The 20,347-nt window shown below is 72.4% G+C and carries 13 protein-coding genes; 9 read left to right on the forward strand and 4 right to left on the reverse strand.

Annotated features, from left to right (window positions below; translation table 11 throughout):
- Window positions 1-524 precede the first annotated feature (524 nt).
- The gene (locus G6O68_RS28895; protein ID WP_165252731.1) at window positions 525-770 is read right to left on the reverse strand and encodes a hypothetical protein; all 246 of its coding nucleotides are present in this window, start codon (window positions 768-770) and stop codon (window positions 525-527) included.
- 125 nt (window positions 771-895) lie between these two features.
- On the opposite strand from G6O68_RS28895, the gene G6O68_RS28900 reads away from it, so the two are divergent.
- From G6O68_RS28900 to G6O68_RS28925, 6 genes are all read left to right on the forward strand, one after another.
- Window positions 896-1,819: a helix-turn-helix domain-containing protein gene (locus G6O68_RS28900; RefSeq protein WP_165252733.1), complete on the forward strand. Its 924-nt coding sequence runs from the start codon at window positions 896-898 to the stop codon at window positions 1,817-1,819.
- Between the two features lie 72 nt (window positions 1,820-1,891).
- Window positions 1,892-3,253: a hypothetical protein gene (locus G6O68_RS28905; RefSeq protein ID WP_165252735.1), complete on the forward strand. Its 1,362-nt coding sequence runs from the start codon at window positions 1,892-1,894 to the stop codon at window positions 3,251-3,253.
- 71 nt (window positions 3,254-3,324) lie between these two features.
- On the forward strand, window positions 3,325-3,798 hold the full coding sequence (locus G6O68_RS28910) for a hypothetical protein (RefSeq protein ID WP_165252737.1): 474 nt from the start codon (window positions 3,325-3,327) through the stop codon (window positions 3,796-3,798).
- Window positions 3,795-4,952 carry a hypothetical protein gene (locus tag G6O68_RS28915; RefSeq protein ID WP_165252739.1) on the forward strand — a complete coding sequence of 386 codons (1,158 nt, stop codon included), beginning with the start codon at window positions 3,795-3,797 and terminating at the stop codon, window positions 4,950-4,952. The genes G6O68_RS28910 and G6O68_RS28915 overlap by 4 nt, the downstream gene beginning before the upstream one ends.
- Window positions 4,949-6,541 (forward strand): hypothetical protein, encoded by a 1,593-nt coding sequence (locus tag G6O68_RS28920; RefSeq protein WP_165252741.1) that lies wholly within the window; start codon window positions 4,949-4,951, stop codon window positions 6,539-6,541. The genes G6O68_RS28915 and G6O68_RS28920 overlap by 4 nt, the downstream gene beginning before the upstream one ends.
- A 1,409-nt stretch (window positions 6,542-7,950) precedes the next feature.
- Window positions 7,951-8,811 (forward strand): hypothetical protein, encoded by an 861-nt coding sequence (locus G6O68_RS28925; RefSeq protein WP_165252743.1) that lies wholly within the window; start codon window positions 7,951-7,953, stop codon window positions 8,809-8,811.
- A gap of 135 nt (window positions 8,812-8,946) precedes the next feature.
- On the opposite strand, the gene G6O68_RS28930 is transcribed toward G6O68_RS28925, so the two are convergent.
- Together G6O68_RS28930 and G6O68_RS28935 are read right to left on the reverse strand one after the other, a co-directional pair.
- The gene (locus G6O68_RS28930) at window positions 8,947-9,243 is read right to left on the reverse strand and encodes a MoaD/ThiS family protein (protein WP_165252745.1); all 297 of its coding nucleotides are present in this window, start codon (window positions 9,241-9,243) and stop codon (window positions 8,947-8,949) included.
- Window positions 9,240-10,418 (reverse strand): WD40/YVTN/BNR-like repeat-containing protein, encoded by a 1,179-nt coding sequence (locus tag G6O68_RS28935; protein ID WP_165252747.1) that lies wholly within the window; start codon window positions 10,416-10,418, stop codon window positions 9,240-9,242. Before G6O68_RS28935 ends, G6O68_RS28930 begins: the two co-directional genes overlap by 4 nt.
- Before the next feature lie 713 nt (window positions 10,419-11,131).
- On the opposite strand from G6O68_RS28935, the gene G6O68_RS33690 reads away from it, so the two are divergent.
- The 3 genes from G6O68_RS33690 (at window position 11,132) to G6O68_RS28950 (ending at window position 13,547) form a co-directional block, all read left to right on the forward strand.
- Window positions 11,132-11,638 carry a Y-family DNA polymerase gene (locus G6O68_RS33690; RefSeq protein ID WP_390625402.1) on the forward strand — a complete coding sequence of 169 codons (507 nt, stop codon included), beginning with the start codon at window positions 11,132-11,134 and terminating at the stop codon, window positions 11,636-11,638.
- 58 nt (window positions 11,639-11,696) lie between these two features.
- Window positions 11,697-12,593, forward strand: a complete 897-nt coding sequence (locus G6O68_RS28945) for a hypothetical protein (protein WP_165252751.1) — start codon at window positions 11,697-11,699, stop codon at window positions 12,591-12,593.
- Window positions 12,594-12,971: 378 nt separating this feature from the next.
- Window positions 12,972-13,547: a hypothetical protein gene (locus tag G6O68_RS28950; protein ID WP_165252753.1), complete on the forward strand. Its 576-nt coding sequence runs from the start codon at window positions 12,972-12,974 to the stop codon at window positions 13,545-13,547.
- A 34-nt stretch (window positions 13,548-13,581) separates the two neighbouring features.
- Here G6O68_RS28950 and G6O68_RS28955 read toward each other — a convergent pair whose 3' ends face one another.
- Complete coding sequence (locus G6O68_RS28955; protein ID WP_165252755.1) at window positions 13,582-19,452, reverse strand: Ig-like domain-containing protein; 5,871 nt, start codon at window positions 19,450-19,452, stop codon at window positions 13,582-13,584.
- Between the last annotated feature and the right edge of the window lie 895 nt (window positions 19,453-20,347).

Genomic DNA, 20,347 nt, shown 5'->3' on the forward strand with positions numbered 1-20,347 from the left:
GGTCGACCTCCACGCCGGTCGGCCATTCGTAGGGCCGGCGATCCGCCGCGTTCGGGACGATCGGGGCCGAGATCACGACCCCGGCGGCGTCTGCGACGATGGAGTCGTCGGCGGTCGCGGTCGCTTTTCGGATGGTCGTGGGAATGTTCCGCGTCGGCCTGTCGTACCGGCCCGCGCGGTCGATCTCGCCGCGGGCGAGGCATGAGGGCCTACGGCGGGTCGAGAGGTCAGGCGGGGCATCAGGTTCTCCTGCGTATGTCGCCTCGCTCGTGGAATCCGGGTTTCCGCATGGTCGGAATCGGGGCCGGCGCGGAGGATTCTCGAAATCCCGAAGGTCTCTGCCGGGTTTCGATGGCCGGCGGATGGCCGGCGCCGCGGCGACTGGGGGGGGCCTTCCGAGCAGATCGAAGAGGTCCGCCCCTTGGACTCGTAGAGAAGCTGCCACCTCTCGGAGGAAGCTGCGTAGATGGCCTCGCGGATAAAGTCGCCGAGGCATGTCGCTCGGGTCGCGCCGACGCTCCTCCTCATTCCTCGTACGCTCCCTGGACGGCCTGGCGCCAGCGTCGTTCCACCTCCAACTCGACCAGCCGACGGGAATACTTGCGGCGGCCGCAGTTGGGGACGCCGTGCTCGAAGCGGCGCAGCCGGCCCGCCTTGGCTTGCAACGACGCGGTCCTCTCAAACACGCCGAATAGGGCCGCGATCTGGCGCTGGCAGATCGCGTCGGTCCGGAGATCGGGCGTAGATCGGGGCTCGGTCGCAGGTCCCATTTCGTTCGGCTCCATGAAGTTCAAGGAATCACTTGCTCTGTCCCACTGCCGACATTAGACTTTGTAAATTACCAGGGTGATAAGCCTATGACAACTGATAAAAAACTCGCAGCGTCGAGGAACCCATGCCCCGCAAGACGACGTACGGCTCGCTGGACCCCGAGACGCAGCTCGGGCGGATCGCAATCCTCCTCCGCGACGTCTGGGGCGGCAACCAGCGCCGCATGGCCGAGGACGTGGGCGTGACGCAGCCGGCGATCTCCCAGGTGGTCCGCGGCGACAAGCCCCCCGGACGCCGGTTCCTCGAACTGGTCGCCGCCGACCCCAAGGTGAACGCCGACTGGCTGCTCCGGGGCGTCGGCGAGCCGACGCCCGCCCCGGCCCCGGACGTCGCGAGCGGCGACTGGATGGCCCCCATGGCCGTGTGCATCCTCCCCGGCCACCCGCGCCGGCACGCGGCCCTTCTCAGCGGGGCCCGCTTCCCGTTGGCCCGTTTCCACGGCAGCGAGTCGCGGTACCTGCTGACCGTCCAGCCGGGCGACCCGGTCGTCCGGGTCGAGGGCGAACGCATCGCGCCGGGCGATCATCTCCTGATGGAGACGGATCGTGACCTCTGGCTGGGGAACCGCATGGTGCTGGTCGGCAGGTTGGTCGCCCTGCGGCTCGCCGGAGGACGCGGCCTCGACTTTGTCCTGGCAAAGGCGGTCTTGGATCCCACGACCCGTGAAATCTCATTCGACTGCTTCGGCGCCGACGTCCCGTCGGCGACCGGGGCGCGGGAACTGGCGGGACGAGGCGAAGGAGAGGACCGGCCAGGCTCGGTCGCCGGCACCGACCATGGGGCGACGCGGCCGACACGCGTCCGGCCGGGCCGCGGCGTCACGCTTAGAGGACCCTCGAAGCGTACGGCTGCCGCCTCGGCCCCGATGCAGCCCGTCCATCAGCCCTCTCAGGCCGATCCGGATTCACCCACGGAGGGGGAGGGCGTCAGGGCCCGCCCCGGCATCGACGACGTCGTCGCTTACTGCATCCTGCTGATCCGCATGTGAGAGGGGATCGGCCGCCCGGCGGAGGCCCCACGTCGCACGCGAGAGATCGACACTCATTTTGGAGATGCGCCCATGAAGCAATGTACGGAGACCGGGACGGAGCTGGAGCCCCATACCCTCGCCGAGCTCTTTCCCCCGCTCGAAGGCGAGGAGTTCGAGGCCCTCGCGGCCGACATCCGGGCCAACGGGCTCCTGGAGCCGATCACGACCTATCAGGGCAAGATCCTGGACGGCCGCAACCGCGCCCGCGCCTGCGCCGCGGCCGGCGTGGCCCTCAAGACTCGTGAATTCGCGGGCCCGGGGTCGCCGGTCGAGTACGTCTTCTCCAGGAACATCCTCCGGCGCCACCTGAACGAATCCCAGCGGGCCATGTCCGGCGCTCGCCTCAAGGAGGAGTTCGCGAAGGAGGCCAAGCTCAACATGAGCCGGGGCGGGAAAGGGTTGGCAGATCTGCCCACCCGTCACAGCCGCGACCAGGCGGCCGAGGCCGTGAACGTCTCGCCGCGGCTGGTGGGGTCGGCCGAGAAGGTGTTGCAGCACGGGGTCCCCGAGTTGATCGATGCGGTGACGAAGGGCAAAGTCGCGGTCACGCCCGCCGCCGAGATCGCCAAGCTCACGCCTGCGGCGCAGTCCGAGGTCGTGTCGCAAGGCCCCTCGGCCGTCAAGAAGGCGGCCGCGAACGGTCGGGCCGAGAAGGCCAAGAGGGCCGCCAAGGGATCGGCCTCGCCGGCGGGCGGCCCTGTCCTCTCCGGGACGGACGCGGTCGGAGACGAAGAGCCCGACGAACTCTGGCTGCAGGGCTTCTCGATCCGGTCGAAGTTGAGCGGCGGTAACAAGGAGAAGTTCGATCGCGAGGCGACGTACTGGCGTCGTCTCAAGGCCCTGGACGACCGGATCCGCGCGGCGGACCCCGGCTTCGTGGCCGAAGCCTGCGACCGACTTCGCGAACACGGGTCGGGGCCCTTGCTCGCGGACGCCTTCCTGTTCGTCCGGCGCCCCGCGGATTGGCGGCTCTGCGAGGACTGCCGGGGCTCCGGCGTCAACAACGAGGGCCGGACGTGCTGGTTCTGCAGCGGCGATGGGTTCCGGAACCTGCGGCACTTCGATCCCTTCGATGAGATCGAAGATTCGCAGCCCGGCGTCGACGAAGGGGCCGCCGAAGCGTGCCGAGGGATCGAGGCGGGAGAGGCCCCGCGCGACGCCGAGGAGCCTGCCGGTCCCCGGAAGGGTCGGCCCGCCAAGGGGTCGAGCATTCCCCCGGCGAGCAAGCCCGCCAAAAACGCCGCGACGACCCCCGGGTCGGACCGACGCGGGAGGGCGGGGCGCGACGAACCGGCGGGGGCGCCCAAGGCCCTCAAGTCGCGGAGGAAGCAAGCCGTCGATGCGGAGACTCAGGCGCCTCGGCGTCCGTCCCGACGTCGGGGCTCCCTTTGACAGCGAGTACGACACCCATTCCCGGCCGGCGACGTCGAACGCGTCGCCGGTCTCACGAGGAGCACCATGCGATGCGACGAGAAGTCGACCGACGCGGGGCGTTCTACGACGAAAGGCTCGGCGGCGGCGCCGACATGATCGACCGGCTGATGCAGCGGGACACACCCCCGCCCGCGTGGCCGCGTCACTGGGAGGAGCGGGCGGCGGAGGTCGTCCTGGACCCCGAAGGCCTGGGGGCATCCTTCCTCGGCGACCTCGCGGCCGCCGGGTCGGGGACGGCCTGGGACCTCCGGGCCCTGGTCACGCGGGCCGAGCGTCTCGCGGCGGGCGGCCACAGCGCGGCGACGATCGGGACTCGCCCCAGGGATCGCGCAAGGCGACCGAGCGCACGAATCGGGACGCGGGCCGCCGCGCGCGCCCGCGTCGAAGGGCTGTCCGACGCAGGCTGCGATGGGGGCCCGCCGGCGTTCCAGGCTTCCGACCCCATGCCTCGCGTCGAAACCGCCGGCTCGATCCCGGCCGCGTCCTCGGAGGGCCCGCGATGAGCCTGGCCCGCAAGCTCGCCGGGTTCGACCCCCGAAACCGGCCCGATCCCGCAGCACGTCCGAAGCCTCGGCCCCGCGCCGAGCTCGGGCGACTGAAGCCGCTCGACCGTGTGCTCGCCCAGCTCGACGCGCTCGAGTTGCAGCACCAGCGGACCTATTCCGGCTATGCCGCCCGATGCCCCAGCCACCTCGGCGACGTCGGCCGCCTGAACTTCGAGGTCGTCGAGCTGGACCGAGAGAGACACTCCCGCGACGGCCGCATCATGCCGGTCGGGTCGGTGCTGCTATACTGCCAGGCGTACGGCGACATCGCCGGCGCCCGAGGCTGTTCGCAGCCCAGGGTCATCAAGGCCCTCGGCCTGCTGCCGTGCGACCTGTTCCCCGGGGATGCGGGCGAGGAACGGGCCGACCTCCGCGCCGGCTCCCGCTATCGCCTTCCGGCCCACGGCGCCTACCGCCCGCCTCTCGACGAGGATGCGATCGAGCGCTGGGAGGAGCTGGCCGCTCGCTTCGAGGCCGCCCTCAGGGGTCGCCACGCGGGGCGTCTGGGGCAGTTGGCCGACCAGCTGGGCGTCCCGGAGTCGGCCCTGGCGCGCTTCCACGTCGGCTGGCGCAGGCCCGACCTCCGGCAGGTCGACGGCAAAGTGGTCGAGGGCCAGTGCTGGACCATCCCCGAGCGCGACGGCGACGGCCGGATCACGGCGATCAACCGCCGCTACGAGGACGGGGGCAAGCGGATCATGGCCGGCGGCCGCCGGGGCCTGTACGTCCCGGCCGGCTGGCGCGAGCATCCGGGCCCCGTCCACTGCCCCGAGGGCTTCAGCGACGCGGCCGCGCTGGTCGCCGCCGGCGCCTGCGCGATCGGCCGCCCCTCGGCCTCCGGCGGCGTCGCCGAGCTGGCCGAGTTGCTGGCCGGGGACCCGCGGCCGATCGTCGTCTTGGGCGAGAACGACGCCAAGCCGATGCGTCGCGACGGCGGGCTCGTGCTGGAGCACGGCGCTCCTGCGGTGCGGCGCCCCGGCTACGACGGGGCGGTCGCGGCCTGTCGCAGGCTCCGCGCCCTGATGGGCCGCGACGACGTCACGGTCAGCATGCCGCCGGCGGGCTTCAAGGACGTCCGCGAACTCCTGACCCGGAAGGGGGCGCCGTCATGAGCATCGACGTAGGCGTCGCCGCGGCCCCCGACGAATTGCTGGAGCGGTTGGTCCCCGTGCCCGAGGGCGAGCTGGAGGCCGGACGCCCGGAGATCGTCTGCGTCGACCGGGCGCTCGACGCGATCACCGACGACGCCCTGGCGGCCGTCGAGCTGTCGAACGACCCTCCCACGCTTTTCCAGCGGGGCACGACCTTGGTGCGAGTCCGGGCCGCGGGGGCGGGCGGGACGCCCCTCATCGAGCCGATGGGGCCTGACGCCCTCCGAGGCCACCTGGCGCGGATCGCCACGTGGCGGGGGGCGCGGTACGGCCGGGCCGGGGGGGCCCTCGCCCACGTCCCCCCGCCGCTGGAGACCGTCCGCGACCTGCTGGCCCTGCCGGGCTGGCCGCAAGCGGCGATCCCGCCGCTGGAGGGGGTCGTGGAGTGCCCGACCTTCGCGCGCGACGGGACGCTGGTCGCCACCCCGGGCTACCACCCCGCCGCCGCCGTCGTCTATCGCCCCGCCCCGGGCCTGATCGTGCCCGAGGTGCCGGAGCAGCCGAGCCCCGAGTCGGTGCAGGGTGCCCTGCAGCTTCTGCTCGGCGATCTGATGGGCGACTTCCCCTTCAAGGACGAAGCCAGCCGCACCAACGCCCTGGCCCTGCTCCTGCTGCCGTTCGTCCGGTCCTTGATCGACGGCCCCACACCGCTGCACCTGATCGACGCCGCCAAGCCCGGCACCGGCAAGGGGCTGCTGGTCGACGCCGTCCACGTCGTGGCGGCCGGGCGTTGCGCCGAGCCGATGCCCGAGGCCGACGACGACGCCGAGTGGCGCAAGCGCGTCTTCGCCGCCCTGCTGGGCGACCCGAAGTTCCTGTTCATCGACAACGTCAACACCTACGTCGACTCGGGGGCGTTGGCCTCGGCGCTCACGGCCCGGACGATGAAGGATCGGATGATGGGCGCGTCCCGGACGGCGGAGGTCCCCGTCCGTTGCGTCTGGGTGGCGGCCGGCAACAACGTCCGGATGAGCGAGGAGTTAGCCCGTCGCACGCCGCTGATCCGCATGGTGGCCCCCGTCGAGGAGCCCTGGACGCGGCCGCCCTCCGACTTCCAACATCCGGACCTGATCGCGTGGGCCGCGGCCCATCGCGGGCCGCTGATCGGTGCCGCCTTGACGCTCTGTCGGGCGTGGATGGCGGCCGGCCGGCCCGACGGGTCGGTCGCCGTCGGCAGCTACGAGCCGTGGGCGCGGGTCATGGGGGGGATCATGGGGTCTATCGGCCGCCCCGATTTCATGGCCAACGCCGCCGAGATGACGGCGCACGCCAGCGACGACGCGACGAAATGGAGGGCATTCGTAGAGCGTTGGTGGGCCGTGTTCGGGGGCGATGTCGTCGGCGCTCCGGTGCTGTTCCCCCTGATCGAGGCCGAGGGCTTCCAGGAGGGGGTCCTGGGCGACGGCAACGAGCTGAGTCGGAGGTCGAAGCTGGGGAGGGCCCTGTCCCGGCGACGTGACGCCTCGTTCGGGGGCCTAAGGGTCCTCGCGGCGGGCACGGCCGGCAACGGGGGGGCCCTCTACCGGTTGGAGCCTCTGGCCGTCGGTTAGGGGGTGATTCGGGTGCGAAGGGCGGCCAGCCGAGATCCGACGCCTCGCCGGCCGGCCCCCGTGATCCGGGACGCCGGGACGGTGTGGGGCGGCGGACGACCTTCCGAGGTGCGGCATGAGGTGCGCCGCCAAACCTAGGAGAGCTAAACTTTTGCCGTTCCAAGATTTAGATTGGACGCCTAGGTTGCATAGGTTTAGGGTCCGAGGGCTCTCCTGCTAGATCAATAGGGGAGCGATCCGCTTAGTATGTGCGAAAGTCGAGGGATACCTATGAAACCTATGCTTGTATATTTAAATAATTGACATGTAGTTGTTTGCGAAGCACAAGTTCTCGACTGAAAGTCTGTCGAAACCTGCAAACCAATTCGAGCGCGCCGCCGTCGCCAGACGGTTCCGACGCGCCATGCGGACAGTCGGTCGCAACCGGACGATCTCCTTCCGGAGACCGTGCTTTTCCATCTCGCTCGGCATACATTGTCGTCGGCAGTCGCCGCGATCCGGCTCGACGTCGGTCGTCGAAGCGGGGAATGGCGTCGGCCTAGATGCCGGGCCCCGGGCGATGCGGACGCATCGGCTCGACCATCCGACCGATTCCACCCCCATGTCGCGCCAATCGCGACCGGGCGCCTCCAACCTACGATCTTGCAACGATCATCGATCGCAGCATGCGTTCGATGATCCACCCTCCCGAGCGGCTGGGGGCCAAGGGTCGTCTGGGGGGGGGCGATGATGCACGGGTCGATCCAAAAGGCCCTTTCGACTTCGTCCCGCCTAGGGGATGCCGGCGTGTACCGGCGGGTCCCGGGACCCGAAAGTCCCTAAATCGCCGACGCGGGATTTGCAAGCCCGATCAACCCGGCCAAAACCTCGATTCGACGTCCACCGGCGATGCGAGCGAGGGGACGTCCTTACCGCCGGGACCCGCGCGGCGTGATCCGTCCGCCCTCTTACCGGCCCCTCTCTCCCTCTCCACCTCGGCCTTGGCGGCCGTCCGTCTGCCGCCTCGCCGCCGACCCTTTCCGCCGACCGCGTCGTCGAGGATCACCCCGAACCGATCGGGGAGGCGGGGGCCTTCGGTCGGCGACGCGGGCCGAGCCGGCGTCGCCGACCAAGCGGTGAACCCGCGCCACGATTTCCTGAAGCTCACGGCGGCCTGAAACCCGCCATGGGCGCGGCCGAGGGGTACGCCACCGATGTGAGCGGGTTTTGATTAACGTTGATCGATCGATCGGGTCGTTTGAAACTGGCCCGGCGACACGGCGCCGGCGCGATTCGACGCCGGGCCGGGGCGGGACCGGCGGATGCGGCGACCGACGCGGCGCGTTGGCATGGGCCGGCGTCTGTGGGACCATGGGATGCGAGCCGCCGCACTCGATCCGGGCGGCGGCCCCACGACGGGAGAGGCCCCCATGTCCCTGGAGCTGATCCACCCCGAGAGCCCCCGCCTCGCCGTCGACTGGCGGTGGCGGCTGGCGTCGTCGCTGCGAGGGGCGGCCGCCGCGACGGGCCGCGGATGGGCCGACCCCTGGGTGGATCGGGCCGTCGCGCGCCAGGACGCGCAGGAGGTCGCCGATAGCGATTGCCGAGCGATCGGCGCGGACGAGTCGCTCGCCCGGGCCCTCCGCCTCCGCGACGGCGGGAACCGGCGGCGCTGGGAGGTCGAGGCCCGGCTGCTGGCCGCCGAGGGCGACGACGCGATCGCGAGGAAGTGCTGTATGCCCGCCGGGGCGGTCGCCGCCTTCGCGGCCGTCTTCTTCGACGTCCGGCCCCGGCTCGACCGCGCGGGCTACATCCAGCACCAGGCGATCAACCCGCCCGTCGACGCGTCGGAGCCGCCGGCCGGCCGCGCCTGGAGGGCGCTGGGCTACGGGGGCGGGCCGCTCGTCGTCGACTTCCTGGCCGCCGCGGGCGAGGCCGAGTTCGCGGCCGACGGCTCGTTCGCGGTCGGTCCGGCGGCCCCCAGGGGCCGCGACGCGCGGCTGCGTCGCCTCGTCGCGGCCTCCCTGGCGCTCGACCTCGACGCGGCCGCCGCCCTCCGCATGCTCCCCCTGATCGCCTCGCTGGACGAATCCGGCTTCGGATCGGCGCCTGCGACCGGCCTCGCCCCGACGCTCGCGGGCCTCGACCTCGCGGCCGTGCTTTCGTCGGACGAGGGCTGCGAAGGTGCCCGGGGCGGACCCGGATCTCCCGCGAGGCGTCCGGGTGGAGGCTTGGTGCGAGAATGCCATGAGGGCGGGGAGCCGGCCCCGCTGCGACGCTTCGGGTCGTGAATCGGCGACCAGAGTCCCCGCCCGGGGCGGGAGGCCCAGCGTGGACGTCGATCCCCCGGGCCGCGGGATCGTCGCACGGGCGTCGGTCCGTCGGGCCGGAGCGCGCGACGGGAGCTTCGCGGACGCCAGGGCGTGCTAACCGCCGGCGACGGCCCCAACGACGAGGAACGGCTCCCGCCCCTCGGCGACGTCGGCGGGCAGCGGCGCGTCGGGGTCCTCCAGGGAGAGGTCCCGGCGGCAGGCGAAGAAGCGCAAGAACGCCCGGCGCCGTTGCGTCTCCTGGTCGCGGATCGTCCCTCGGAGGACCGGGAAGCGGGCCTCGAGCGCGTCGAGGACCGCCCGTTGGGTCGCCGGGCCCTCCACGCTCAAGACGACGTCGCCGGTCGCTCCAGCCAGGTTCCGCAGGTGGAACGGCAGCGCGACGCGGATCATGGCAGCGTCTGGACCTCGACCGAGAGGACCGCCGGCAGGTCGCGGACGATGGGCGTCCAACGGTCGCCGCCGTCGGGCGAGACGTACACCTGGCCGCCGGTCGTGCCGAAATAAACGCCGCACGGGTAGAGCTGATCGACGCACATGGCGTCGCGCAGCACGTTCACGTAGCAGTCGGCCTGGGGCAGCCCTTCCGTGAGGGGTTCCCAGGCGTCGCCGCCGGTGCGGCTGCGGTAGACGCGGAGCCTCCCCTCGGGCGGGTAGTGCTCGGAGTCGCTCTTGATCGGGACGACGTAGACGGTCTCCGGCTCGTGGGCGTGGACGTCGATCGGGAACCCGAAGTCGGACGGCAGGTCGCCGCTGACCTCGCGCCACGTCTCGCCGCCGTCGTCGGTCCGCATGACGTCCCAGTGCTTCTGCATGAAGAGCGTGTCCGGCCGCGACGGGTGCATGGCGATGCGGTGCACGCAGTGGCCCACCGGGGCGTCCGGGTCGGGGATGTACTGCGAGCGGAGGCCGCGGTTCTTCGGGGCCCAGGTCTCGCCGCCGTCGTCGGATCGGAACACCCCCGCCGCCGAGATGGCGATGAAGATCCGCCTCGGGTCGCCGGGGTCCAGGACGATCGTGTGAAGCCCCATCCCGCCCGCGCCGGGCTGCCAGCCCGGGCCCGACTCGTGGCCCCGCAGGCCGGCGAGCTCGCCCCAGGTCCGGCCGCCGTCGGCGGATCGGAACAGGGCGGCGTCCTCGACGCCGGCGTAGACGAGGTCGGGGTCGGTCGGCGAGGGCTCCAGGTGCCAGACGCGCTTGAACTCCCACGGGTGCTGCGTGCCGTCGTACCACTGGTGCGTCGTCAGCGGCCTGCCGGTCTCGGGCGAGACGTCGTAGGCGAACCGATTGCTCTGCCCGATCGGCATGCCTTCGGGAGTCGTCGTCGGACCGCCGCCGGGGGGAGACCAGGTCCGGCCGCCGTCGTCGGAGCGCTGGATGATCTGACCGAACCAGGCGCTCGACTGCGAGGCGTACAGCCGGTCGGGATCGGCCGGCGACCCCTTCAGGTGGTAGATCTCCCACCCCGCGAAGTGGGGGCCGTCGACCTTCCAGCGGCCCCGGCCGCCGTCCGACGTGAGGATGAACGCCCCCTTGCGCGTGCCGACCAGGACCCTGACGCCGCTCATCGCCGCCCTCCTTCTGAGCCCGCGAACGCCCCGCGGCGGGGGCGCCGGATTCGTCGTCCTCCGGGCGGCCCCCCGGCCGGCTCGACTGCAAGAAGCCGTAAGTCCCCGGAATCCGGGCCGTCGCGGACGCGAGGGGCGGGCCGCGGCGGTCGACGATGTCGGCCGGGACGACGCCCCGTAGGTCCGCCGCCCGCCAAGGCCTCCTGGAACGCCCCCCGGCCATGTCGAGGTCGCCGAGCGGCCGGATCGACGTGGGAGGCCCGGTTCGGCCGACGTCCCCCGCCGCGTCGCGAAGCCGCCCGACGGGGCGGCCCTCGATGCGGCCCCGTCCCCCGGGTGCCCCGGGCGGTGCATCCCCGACGCCCGGCAAGATACCCGTCGATCCGATCCGCTCCAAGGGGATTCGTGCGACTTTTCCGTACGCCCGCCGCCCCCACGACCCGGCCCGCCGGCCTTCGCCCCAGGCTCGGCCGCGCCCATGAGGACGGCCGCGTGACGGCGTGCCGGGAAACGCTCTCATGCCCGGATCGGACTCCCGGGCGATCCGAATACGCCGCGGTCCGTCCGTCGCCCTCGCCGGGATCGATCGGGAGGACGAGGACGAGCTCGGGACCTCGATCCCCACATCCCGGTCGTAGATCGAGCGACCGACGCCGGCAGGCGTCGCGCCCGATGAAGCGCCCGCTCGCCGGAGCACGATCATTCGCGTGGAGATGGACGCGTTCCATGCGTCGGCCGGGCGGCGGGCGTCCCCGGCCTCCTCAGGCGAGCCGGTCGCGGCCGGGAATCGCGCGGCCGCGGCGTCGTCGACGGCCCCGAGCGACGAGGCCCGCCGATCCGGCGTACGTCACGCGACGCCCTCGATCGCCGCGAAGCGGAGGCGTCCGCAGCCGATCTTCGCGAGGCCGCGGTCCGACGTCCATCGATCGATCTCGCCTCGGATCCGGGCCGTTCCCGCCGAAGTCGCCCCGCTCGTCGAGCCGCCGTCGCTCGACGAGGCCCGTCTCGACGTCGCGGAGGCTCCGAAAGCGATCCCCTCGGCGACCGAGATCTCCGAGGAGGTCCGCGGAGGATCGGCCCCGAGGCCGGGCCGACCGCGTCGGCGGGCGCCTCCCGCAACGAGCTCCCGGCCGAGACGGCGTCCGACGAGCGGGCGCGACGGACCGCCGAGGCTCCGCCGGCCTCGTTTTCCTGTCGCCGGCCGCCGGGATCGAGGATGATGGGGAGGACGCCGGGCGTCCCGATCGAGGTTTCGTAGCACAAGCGGTGGATGAATCCATGGGATGGGAGCGGCGCGGGGACGTCTTCTGCTACTACCACCCCCGCCGCGTCGGCGGCCGGGTGGTCAAGGGCTACCACGGCTCGGGGGCCCCGGCGCAGCTGGCGGCCGACCTGATCGCCGAGGTCCGCGACCTCCGCGCCGACCGCGTGCGGGCCCGCGCGGCCGCGCGGGCCCGGCTGGACGACCTGGACCGGGCGACGGCCGAACTGGACGCCATCTGCGACATGACGAGCGAGGCCGCGAGGGCGGCCGGTGGAGGCGCGATGCATGGAAGCGATGCCGAGGGGCCGCAGGGCGCCCCGAACGCCGAGATCGACGAGATCCGCGGCCTGCTGACGGACGCCCGCCGCGGGGGCGACGAGGCCCTGGCCCGGCTGCGGGCGGCGCTCGACCGCCGGCCCGAGATCTGGCGGCGGCTGGGCGACCTGGCCGCGCACGTCGAGAGGAGCTGGATCGGCGAGCTCGCCGGGCCGGACGCGGCGTTGGCGGAGATCTTCGCGCGCAAGGCGGCCGACCTGAGGCGCGAGCTGGGCGGAGCCGCCGCCTCGCCCCTGGAGCGGCTGCTGGTCGACCGGGTGGTCGCCTGCTGGCTGCAGGTCCACCACGCTGACCTGGCGGCGGCCCGGCCTGGGGGGGCGACGGCCGAGGGCCGGGACCGTCTGACGAGGCGGCAGTCGGCGGCCGAGCGGCGGTACGTCGGTGCGATCGAGGCGCTCGCGAGGCTGCGCCGCACGCCGTCGGCAGCCGGGGAGCCCCGCACCGAGCCGACGGCCGAGCCCGGCGGTTCGGCCGACGTCATCCCGTTCGAGCCTCCCGCCGCGGCCAAAGCGTCGTCCGGCGCCCCGGGCTCGGTCGGGGATGGACGCGGCCGACGGCGTGCCTGGCGGTCTTGACGAGTTCGGACGGGGTTCGCCCGCCCGGCCGATGCGGCGAGTCGGCCTCCCGCCGCCCCGACCTCGCTCGCGTCGCGACGTCGACCGACCATCGACGCCTGGGTGCCCACTATCATCATCACGGCCGCCCAGGCGTCGGCCTCGGCCGGTGTGCTCCGCGTGCATCCCCCAGCGGAGATGCCGATCTGGTCGGACGGGCACCATGGCGGATGACGTACTCGATTGACGTTAATCGGATGTAGCGGCCGAGCATCAAGTCCACCCGCTCGCGGCCTCCGCTTCGGCGTCCCCCCCCCGCGACCTGGCGTAGGGTGACGGAATGAAGCCTCATATGGGGTGGGACCTCGGGGCCGAGCCCGGCCTCAACGAGAGGCCGACATGGACGCGAAGCGGGGACCCGATCCGGTGGGCCGAGCGGTCGACGGCCTGAGGCGGGCCGTCGATAAGCTGATCGACCTGTCGAAGAGCCCGGACGGGGCAGTCCGCGCCGGGGCGGCCGACGCCCTGCGCGGGCTCGACACGCCGCCCGTCGGGGCCCTGATCGAGGTGCCGATGAAAGCCGAGGACGTGGGCTTCAAGATCGAGATCATCGAGGTCCCGGGCGGCCAGGGCGAAGCGTACCGGACGCATCTCCTGCTGGCCGTGGGCGGGAGCGGCGGCGGGGGGCCAGGCCGTTCGGCAGGCGAGCTTCCGCGCGCTGCAGGCCATGGGTCGGGCGAGGCCGCCCCGGGGCCGGCTCTCGCCCGGCCCCCGAAGGAGGTCGATGGGCTCGCCGACCGGACGGGGTACGTGAAAGCTTCGGCGGCCGCGAAGCCGAGCCGCCCGCCGGACGCCCGCCAGGCCGGCCATGCCTGGGACGCGAAGCCGGCCGCCGTCGTCCCGGACGGCTCGGGGCGGGGCTCGCGCCCCGGGCGCAATCGGCCCTCCCCGCGTGCGACGCGCCCGGCCGCATGACCCGAGTCCCTTCGGGGGCCGGAGGATCGTCCCATCAGGGGAGGCGCGTGCCGATCCTTCGGCTCACCCAATCCCTGTCGGCCTTGTCCACGTCCCCGTCCCCGTCCATGTCCATCCACAGGAGCAGATGCGACGGCGGCTTCTTGTAGAAGTTGAGGTCCGAATTGCTCACCCGCCCGTCGCCGTCGACGTCGCCCGGCAGGACGTCGAACCGGACCGGCGCGGCGTTCCAGACCGAGATCGTCGGATCGACCAGGGCGCCGAACTTGTCGTCGAGGGCCAGCATCAAGCGATCGACGCCCAGGGCCGTCGGCAACGTCCATGTGGCCGTGTCCGTGCTCGGGTCGAAGCCGAACCCGTCGAAGCGGTACGACTTGCCCGCCGTGGCGGTGCTGGCGAGCGACAGGTTGGCGAGGCTCGCATTCACGTCGTCCGAGAAGACGACGTCGACGGCCGTTATGTTCGCGAACGGCAGGGGGCGGGCGGGGCCCATCAGGGACATCGACCTCGACCCCCAGCGGACCCGGACGTCGAGCACCTTCGGATGGATCGTCATCGTCCCCGAGGCGAGCCGGAAGTCGTAATCGGCCGCGGCCAGCGTGCCGACGGCGGCCGTGATCGGATACCGGCCCGCCGCGCTCGCCGTCGTGGCCGTCGTGGTCAAGGCGGGCGCCCCGGAGACGACCGAGGCGAGGTCGCCGGGGACGAAGCCGGAGATCGCATAGGAGAGGGCCGGCATGGCGTCCCCGCGGCCCATGTCCTTGCTCGCGGGGGCGACGGTCAGCGTGGCTTTCCGCACGTCGATCGTCGTGGATAAGCCGACGGTCGTGTAGTTCGCCGAGTCGGCGGGGCTGAAGGCGACGCTCAATACCCGACCGGCGCCCGCTCTCAGGACCGTCCCCGCGGCGGGCGAATAGCTGAAGGCGCCGGGCGCGGAGGCCGTCGCGTTCAGCTGCGACGGCCCCAGGGGCGTCCCGTAGACGATCGCCGCCTGCGCGGCCCAGGTGATCGTGGGCGTCGCCTTCAGGACGTCGATCGAAGTCGTCAGAACGACGCCGTTGAAGTTCGCCGCGTCGGCCGGGGTGAAGGTCGCCGAGAGCCTCTGCCCCGGACCCGCGTTCAGGATGGCGCCGGCCCCCGGCGTGTAGGCGAACCCGCCGGGCACGGAGGCGGTCGCGTTGAGCTGCGAGGAGCCCAGCGGCGTGCCGTACGTGATCGGAGCCGGGACGGACCAGGTCAGCGTCGGCGTCGCCTTCAGCACGTCGATCCGGGCCTGGACCGAGGTCGCCCGGTAGTCCGGATCGTACGGGACGAAATTCGCGGTCAACACCCGGCCCGCCCCGGCGCCGAGGATCGCCCCGAAGCCCGGGCTGTAGGCGAACTCGCCCCGGATGTTCGCCGTGGCGTTGAGCTGCGAGGAGCCCAGCGGCGTGCCGTAGACGATCCCGGCGGGGTCGTTCCAGGTGAGCGCGAGGGCCGGCTTGACGTCGATCGTCACGGCCGCCGGCGCGCTCGAGGATCGGCCGTCGGAGGCCGCGAACGTGAAGCCGTCGGGGCCGGCGTATCCGGCGTGGGGCGTATAGACGAGGTTCGGGGCCGAGCCCGTGAGCGTCCCGTGGGCCGGGCCGGCCACGATCGTGTAGGTCAGCGCCGCGTCGTCGGGGTCGGCCGCGGCCAGGGTGATCGCCTTCGAGTCCCCCTGCACCAGCGAGACGGCTTGCCCCGAAGCGGTCGGGGTCGCATCGACGACGACGGTGACGGTCGCGACGTTCGAGCTGGACCGACCGTCGTTCGCCCTGTAGGTGAATCGGTCGACCCCGACGAAGCCCGGGGCCGGCGTGTAAACGAACGATCCGCCCGGTCCGAGGGCGACCACGCCGTTGGCCGGGCCGCCGACCAGGGCGGCGGACAGCGAGTCGCCGTCGGCGTCGCCGTCGTTGCCCAGGACGCCGGGGGCAGCGATCGTCAGCGACGAACCCTGGGCCGTGGTATAGGAGTCGTCCGCGGCGACGGGGCCCCCATTCGGGGCGCCGGGCACGGCGAACGCCGTCACGAACGCGTCGTTGCTCAAGAGCAGGTGGCCCCCCCCGAAGGCCATCTCCATGAAGGTCCCGCCGTCCTCGCCCGCGGTCCGGTTCTCGTAGCTCCATTCGGGCTGCCCGGTCGCCAGGTTGATCGCGTAGACGCGCGAGTAACCGTAGTTCGACGCCTGGACGAAGGCGTGGGTGCGGGTCAGGACGATCTCGGAGTTCAGGCTGTCGGGCGCGTCCCACGTGTTGATTTGCGCGCCGGTGGCCTCGTCGAGGAGGATGAGCTGCGCCCCCGCGGCGACCGCGACCACGCCGTTCCCGACCGCCTTGCCCGCCGGGGCCGCGGGCAGGACGACGGTCCAGCGCGGCGTCCGCCTCTCGGCGTCGTAGGACGAGACGCCGAACCGAGCCGGGTAGTTCAAGGAGTCGCGCACGTTGAACAGCAGCCGCCCCGAGCCCGAGACGACCGGGGAGCCGACCCAGGACATGCCGGCCGGCGGCGCGACCTCCCCCTGATAGGCCCCCGTCGTGCGCGAGTACACCTTGTTGCCGTAGGCGTAGACGTAGAGGTCGTCGAACGCGGCCATCGGGGACTCGGACTGCGACCCCGGATTGTTCCACTGCCGGGCGAGCGACGAGGCCGTCCACGCGCTGAAGCCGCCGTAGTAGCCGTCCGGGGCGACGAGCTGGTCCCCGGCGATCGCGGGCCGCTCGTCCGAATCCCATTGCGCGGAGTACGTCTGGCGGAGGAGGGTCGCGCCGGTGCGGGCGTCGAGCTGGTAGATCCACGGCCGGTCGGCGTCGGTCCCGCCCGAGATGCCGGAGTGGCCCGAGCGGTTGACGTAGACCTTGCCGGCGGCGATCGAGGGGGCGCTGACCGGGCCGTTGCCGACGACGACCCGGTTCCAGACCGGGGCCCCGGTCCTCAGGTCGTACGCGATGATGTGATATTCGCCGGAAGCCCAGTAGCCGTCCAGGTCGGTCCGGTAGACGTGCATGTCGTCGATCGCGACCGCCCGATTGCCTGACTGGGCCCAGTATCCGACCGACGCGTAGTTCAGCGGCTGACTCCAGGCGGCCGCGATGCCGGTCGCGTCGATGCGGGCGTCGACGTAGTTCGAGTGCCCGGCGTCGCCCCCGCGCTGGGTCCACTGGTTGCCCGACGAGTCGGCGACGATGAGCCGCACTGTCGCGATCGCGGATTCCAACTCGCCGTCGCGGACCTTGTAAGTGAAGGCGTCGGGGCCGATCCACCCGGCCGCGGCGGTGTAGGTGAAGGAGCCGTCGGCGTTCAACGTCAGCGAGCCGTGGGCCGGCTGCGTCACGACCGACGCCGTGACCGGCCGGCCGTCCGGGTCGCCGTCGTTGGCGAGGACGCCGGGGGCGGCGACGGTGAGCGGAGACCCCGGCCGGTAGCTGTAGGCGTCGTCGCCGGCGAACGGCGGCCGATCGACGAACGCCACGTCGATCGTGTCGACGACCGTCGCGCTGGATTGCTTGCCGTCGTAGACGTAGTAGGCGAAGGCGTCCCGGCCGACGAACCCGGCCCGGGGCGTGTAGGTGAACGAACCGTCCGGGTTGAGGGCGAGCGTCCCATTGTTCGGGGCGGCCGAGACGTAGGGGCGGAGCGGCAGCCCGTTGGGCGAGACGTCGTTGCCCAGGACCCCGGGCGACGCGACGGTCAGCGGGGTGTCCTGAGGGGTCGAATAGGATTCGCTCACGGCCGTGGGCCGGCCGTAGACCGTGATGCTCACGGTCGCCGGCACGCCGCCGAGCGCGCCGTCGCTCGCCCGGTAGGTGAAGCGATCGACGCCGTAGAAGCCGCCGGTCGGAGTATAGGTGAACGACCCGTCGGGGTTGAGGGCCACGGTGCCGTGGGTCGGCGAGGAGGCGAGCGAGGCCGTGATCGGCTGGCCGTTCGGGTCGCCGTCGTTGGCGAGGACGCCGGGGGCCTGGATCCGCAGCTGCGACGTCTGGCCGGATGTGACGAGCTCGTAGGAATCGTCGCCGGAGGCCGGCGCGTCGTTCACGCCGGCGACGCTCAGGCCGACGGTGGCGACGTTCGAGGTGTAGACGCCGTCCGTGACCCGGTAGCTGAACGTGTCGAAGCCGAGGTAAGACCCGTACGGCGCGTAGGCGAACGAGCCGTCGGGATGGAGGCTGAGCGATCCGCGGCTCGGGCCGGCGACGAGCACCGCCGCGAGGGTCCTCCCGGACGGGCTGGCGTCGTTGGCGAGGACGCCGGGGGCCGCGACGGCCAGGGTCGTGCTCTTCTGCGCGCCGTACGCGTCGCCGCCGGCCGTGGGGACCTGCGTCCCGATCACGGTCACCGCGTCGCCGGCGGTGACGGTGGAGGACCCGGCGTAGGCGTCGAGGTAGCCGGCGTTGGGCGAGCCGCCGACGACGACGATGCGCCCCCCAGGCTGGAGGGCCATCGCGTTGACGGCGGTCCCGGAGGCCGAGCCGAGGTAGGAGCCGTCGGCGGCGAACCGGGAGACGGGCCGGAACGGCGCCGCCCCGTCGGACAAGCCCCCGACGACGATCCTCCCATCGCCCTGGAGCACCACGGACGACGCCGTCTCGTATCCGCCCAGGTCTTTCACGACGATCCCGCCCGCGCCGAAGGAGCCGTCGAGCGCCCCGGTCGTCGTGTAGCGTACGAGCGCCATGTCGGCCCCGGAGGAACCGGTGACGACGATCTTCCCGTCCGGTTGGAGGGCGAGCCCGCGCGCCTGATCGAAGGAGCCGGGGACGTCGGTCTGGACCTTGCCGCCCGATCCGAAGGTCGGGTCGAGCCGGCCGTCGGCCGTCCAGCGGGCGACCGCGAAGTTCGAGGTCGAGTTGCCCCCGAAGCTCGTCCCGGCGAGGAGGATCCTGCCGTCCGGTTGCACGCCCAGGCCATAACCCCGATCGCCGCCGACGGCGAAGCTCGTCGTGGCGTAACCGCCGCTTCCGAAGGTCGGGTCGAGCGAGCCGGTCGAATCCAGGCGGGCGACGGCGAAATCGGCGTAGGTCGAGGCGTTGGAGATGGCGCCGCCGATCAGGATCTTCCCGTCGGCCGCCACGGCAAGCGCCCAGATCTCATTGTAGGAGCCCGAGGTGGGGACGAGGCTCACCCATCCGTCGGCCCCGAACGAGCGGTCGAGCTGCCCGTCGGCGGTGAGGCGGGCGAGCTGCATGTTCCAGCTCGAAGCGCCCTGGTCCTGGTAGTAGCCGCCCACGAGGATCTTGCCGTCGGGCTGGACCGCCACGGCCTGCGCCGTCATCGTCCGCCCGACCTTCCCGTAGACGGCCGCGGAGCCGTTGCGGAAGGTCGCGTCCGGGGAGCCGTCGGGGTTGTACCGACGGACGGCGAAATTGTTATAGTTCGACGAGACGCCGGTGTAGTACGTCCCGGCCGCGATGATCTTCCCGTCGGCCTGAGCGGCCACCGCGTTCGCCCCGAAGCCCGGCGCCGCGGCGCCGAACGAGGCGTCTCGGCCGAAGACGCCGTCGACCGTGGCGGAACCGGTGATCGTGACGACCTGATTGCCGGGCGTCGCATTGCCGGTCGGGGCGCCCACGGCGAAGGTCGCCGAGGCCTGGCCGGCCGGGATCACGACCGAGCCCGGCACGGCGGCGGCGTACGGGGCCGAGCTGGTCAGCGAGACGGTGAGCGACTGGGAGACGTCGGCGGAAGTCCGCGTGATCGTCCCGCTGGTCGCCCCGGGGCCGGCGTTCGCGGCGATCGAGTCGGCGAGGATGTTCAGCGTCAACCCGGGGGCCGCGAGGAGGCGGCGGTGCTCCAGCGCGTCCAGGCCGGGCCGCAGTCGCGACGCGCATCGGCTGCGACGGGCCGGAAGTCGAGGCGACTGGACCCGGATCAAGGAGCGCATCGGACCTCCTCTTCCCTCAAGGGGCGAATCATCGGAACCCGGAGGAACGGAGACGGGACGGGCTATGGCGGCCGACGCGGCGGGGACGACACCGCCGGCGGACGTGGACGAATGCGCAAGAGAACGTCTGGGCCGAGACGGACCTGGAGCGACCGTCGATCGGGGGCCCGAACGGACGTGGCGTTCGGATTCACCTCCGGGACATCGGAACATAAGAGAGAAGCGAGTCCGGGTCAAACCAGTGATACGAAATTCTCGGGAACGGTGACATTGGTCATCGTCGTGACGCCGCGCTCTAAGTCGTCCCGCCGAACGAGCATGGCCGCGAAAGGACTCCGGGCCGAAGTCGGCGGCTGGACCGGCTCCGGTCATATCGGTCCCGCGAGCTGAAAGGCATGGCCAAGAGGGCGAACGATTCAGGGGGCGAAATCAGAGGAGCCGCGGAGAATGTCGGGGCCGATCGAGACCTTCGCCGAGACCCACGGCCTTCCGCCTCGCGTCGCGGCGGTGAGACGCCGCCCGGGCCGCGGACGGATCTCGACCTCCGGTCCGTCGCGTGGCGGCGGCGGGGCGACATGGCCGTGCACGTCGGGCCGGACGCGGTGCCGGCCGAGGTGTTCGCAAAGGCGGCCGACCTGAGGCGCGACCCGGTCGGGCCGGACCCTTGCCACCGGGGCGGTTACTCGTCGACTGGGTGCTCGCCTGCCGGCTGCAGGTCCACCACGCCGACCTGGCGGCCGCCCGTCCGGGGGGCCTGACGGCCGAGGGCCTGGACCGTATGACGAGGCGGCAGGCCGCGGCCGAGCGGCGATACGTCGGGGCGACCGAAGCGCTGACGAGACTGCGCCGCACGCCGCCGGCGTCCGCGCCGACTGCCCCGGCGAGGGGGGCGACG

The organism is Paludisphaera soli, assembly GCF_011064595.1.
Taxonomy (GTDB): domain Bacteria; phylum Planctomycetota; class Planctomycetia; order Isosphaerales; family Isosphaeraceae; genus Paludisphaera; species Paludisphaera soli.

Coding starts and splice junctions, on each gene's coding strand:
- G6O68_RS28910 (WP_165252737.1), top strand. CDS start 3,325: ATGCGACGAGAAGTCGACCGACGCGGGGCGTTCTACGACGAAAGGCTC.
- G6O68_RS33690 (WP_390625402.1), top strand. CDS start 11,132: ATGGACGCGTTCCATGCGTCGGCCGGGCGGCGGGCGTCCCCGGCCTCC.
- G6O68_RS28955 (WP_165252755.1), bottom strand. CDS start 19,452: ATGCGCTCCTTGATCCGGGTCCAGTCGCCTCGACTTCCGGCCCGTCGC.
- G6O68_RS28900 (WP_165252733.1), top strand. CDS start 896: ATGCCCCGCAAGACGACGTACGGCTCGCTGGACCCCGAGACGCAGCTC.
- G6O68_RS28925 (WP_165252743.1), top strand. CDS start 7,951: ATGTCCCTGGAGCTGATCCACCCCGAGAGCCCCCGCCTCGCCGTCGAC.
- G6O68_RS28930 (WP_165252745.1), bottom strand. CDS start 9,243: ATGATCCGCGTCGCGCTGCCGTTCCACCTGCGGAACCTGGCTGGAGCG.
- G6O68_RS28920 (WP_165252741.1), top strand. CDS start 4,949: ATGAGCATCGACGTAGGCGTCGCCGCGGCCCCCGACGAATTGCTGGAG.
- G6O68_RS28935 (WP_165252747.1), bottom strand. CDS start 10,418: ATGAGCGGCGTCAGGGTCCTGGTCGGCACGCGCAAGGGGGCGTTCATC.
- G6O68_RS28945 (WP_165252751.1), top strand. CDS start 11,697: ATGGGATGGGAGCGGCGCGGGGACGTCTTCTGCTACTACCACCCCCGC.
- G6O68_RS28915 (WP_165252739.1), top strand. CDS start 3,795: ATGAGCCTGGCCCGCAAGCTCGCCGGGTTCGACCCCCGAAACCGGCCC.
- G6O68_RS28895 (WP_165252731.1), bottom strand. CDS start 770: ATGGGACCTGCGACCGAGCCCCGATCTACGCCCGATCTCCGGACCGAC.
- G6O68_RS28950 (WP_165252753.1), top strand. CDS start 12,972: ATGGACGCGAAGCGGGGACCCGATCCGGTGGGCCGAGCGGTCGACGGC.
- G6O68_RS28905 (WP_165252735.1), top strand. CDS start 1,892: ATGAAGCAATGTACGGAGACCGGGACGGAGCTGGAGCCCCATACCCTC.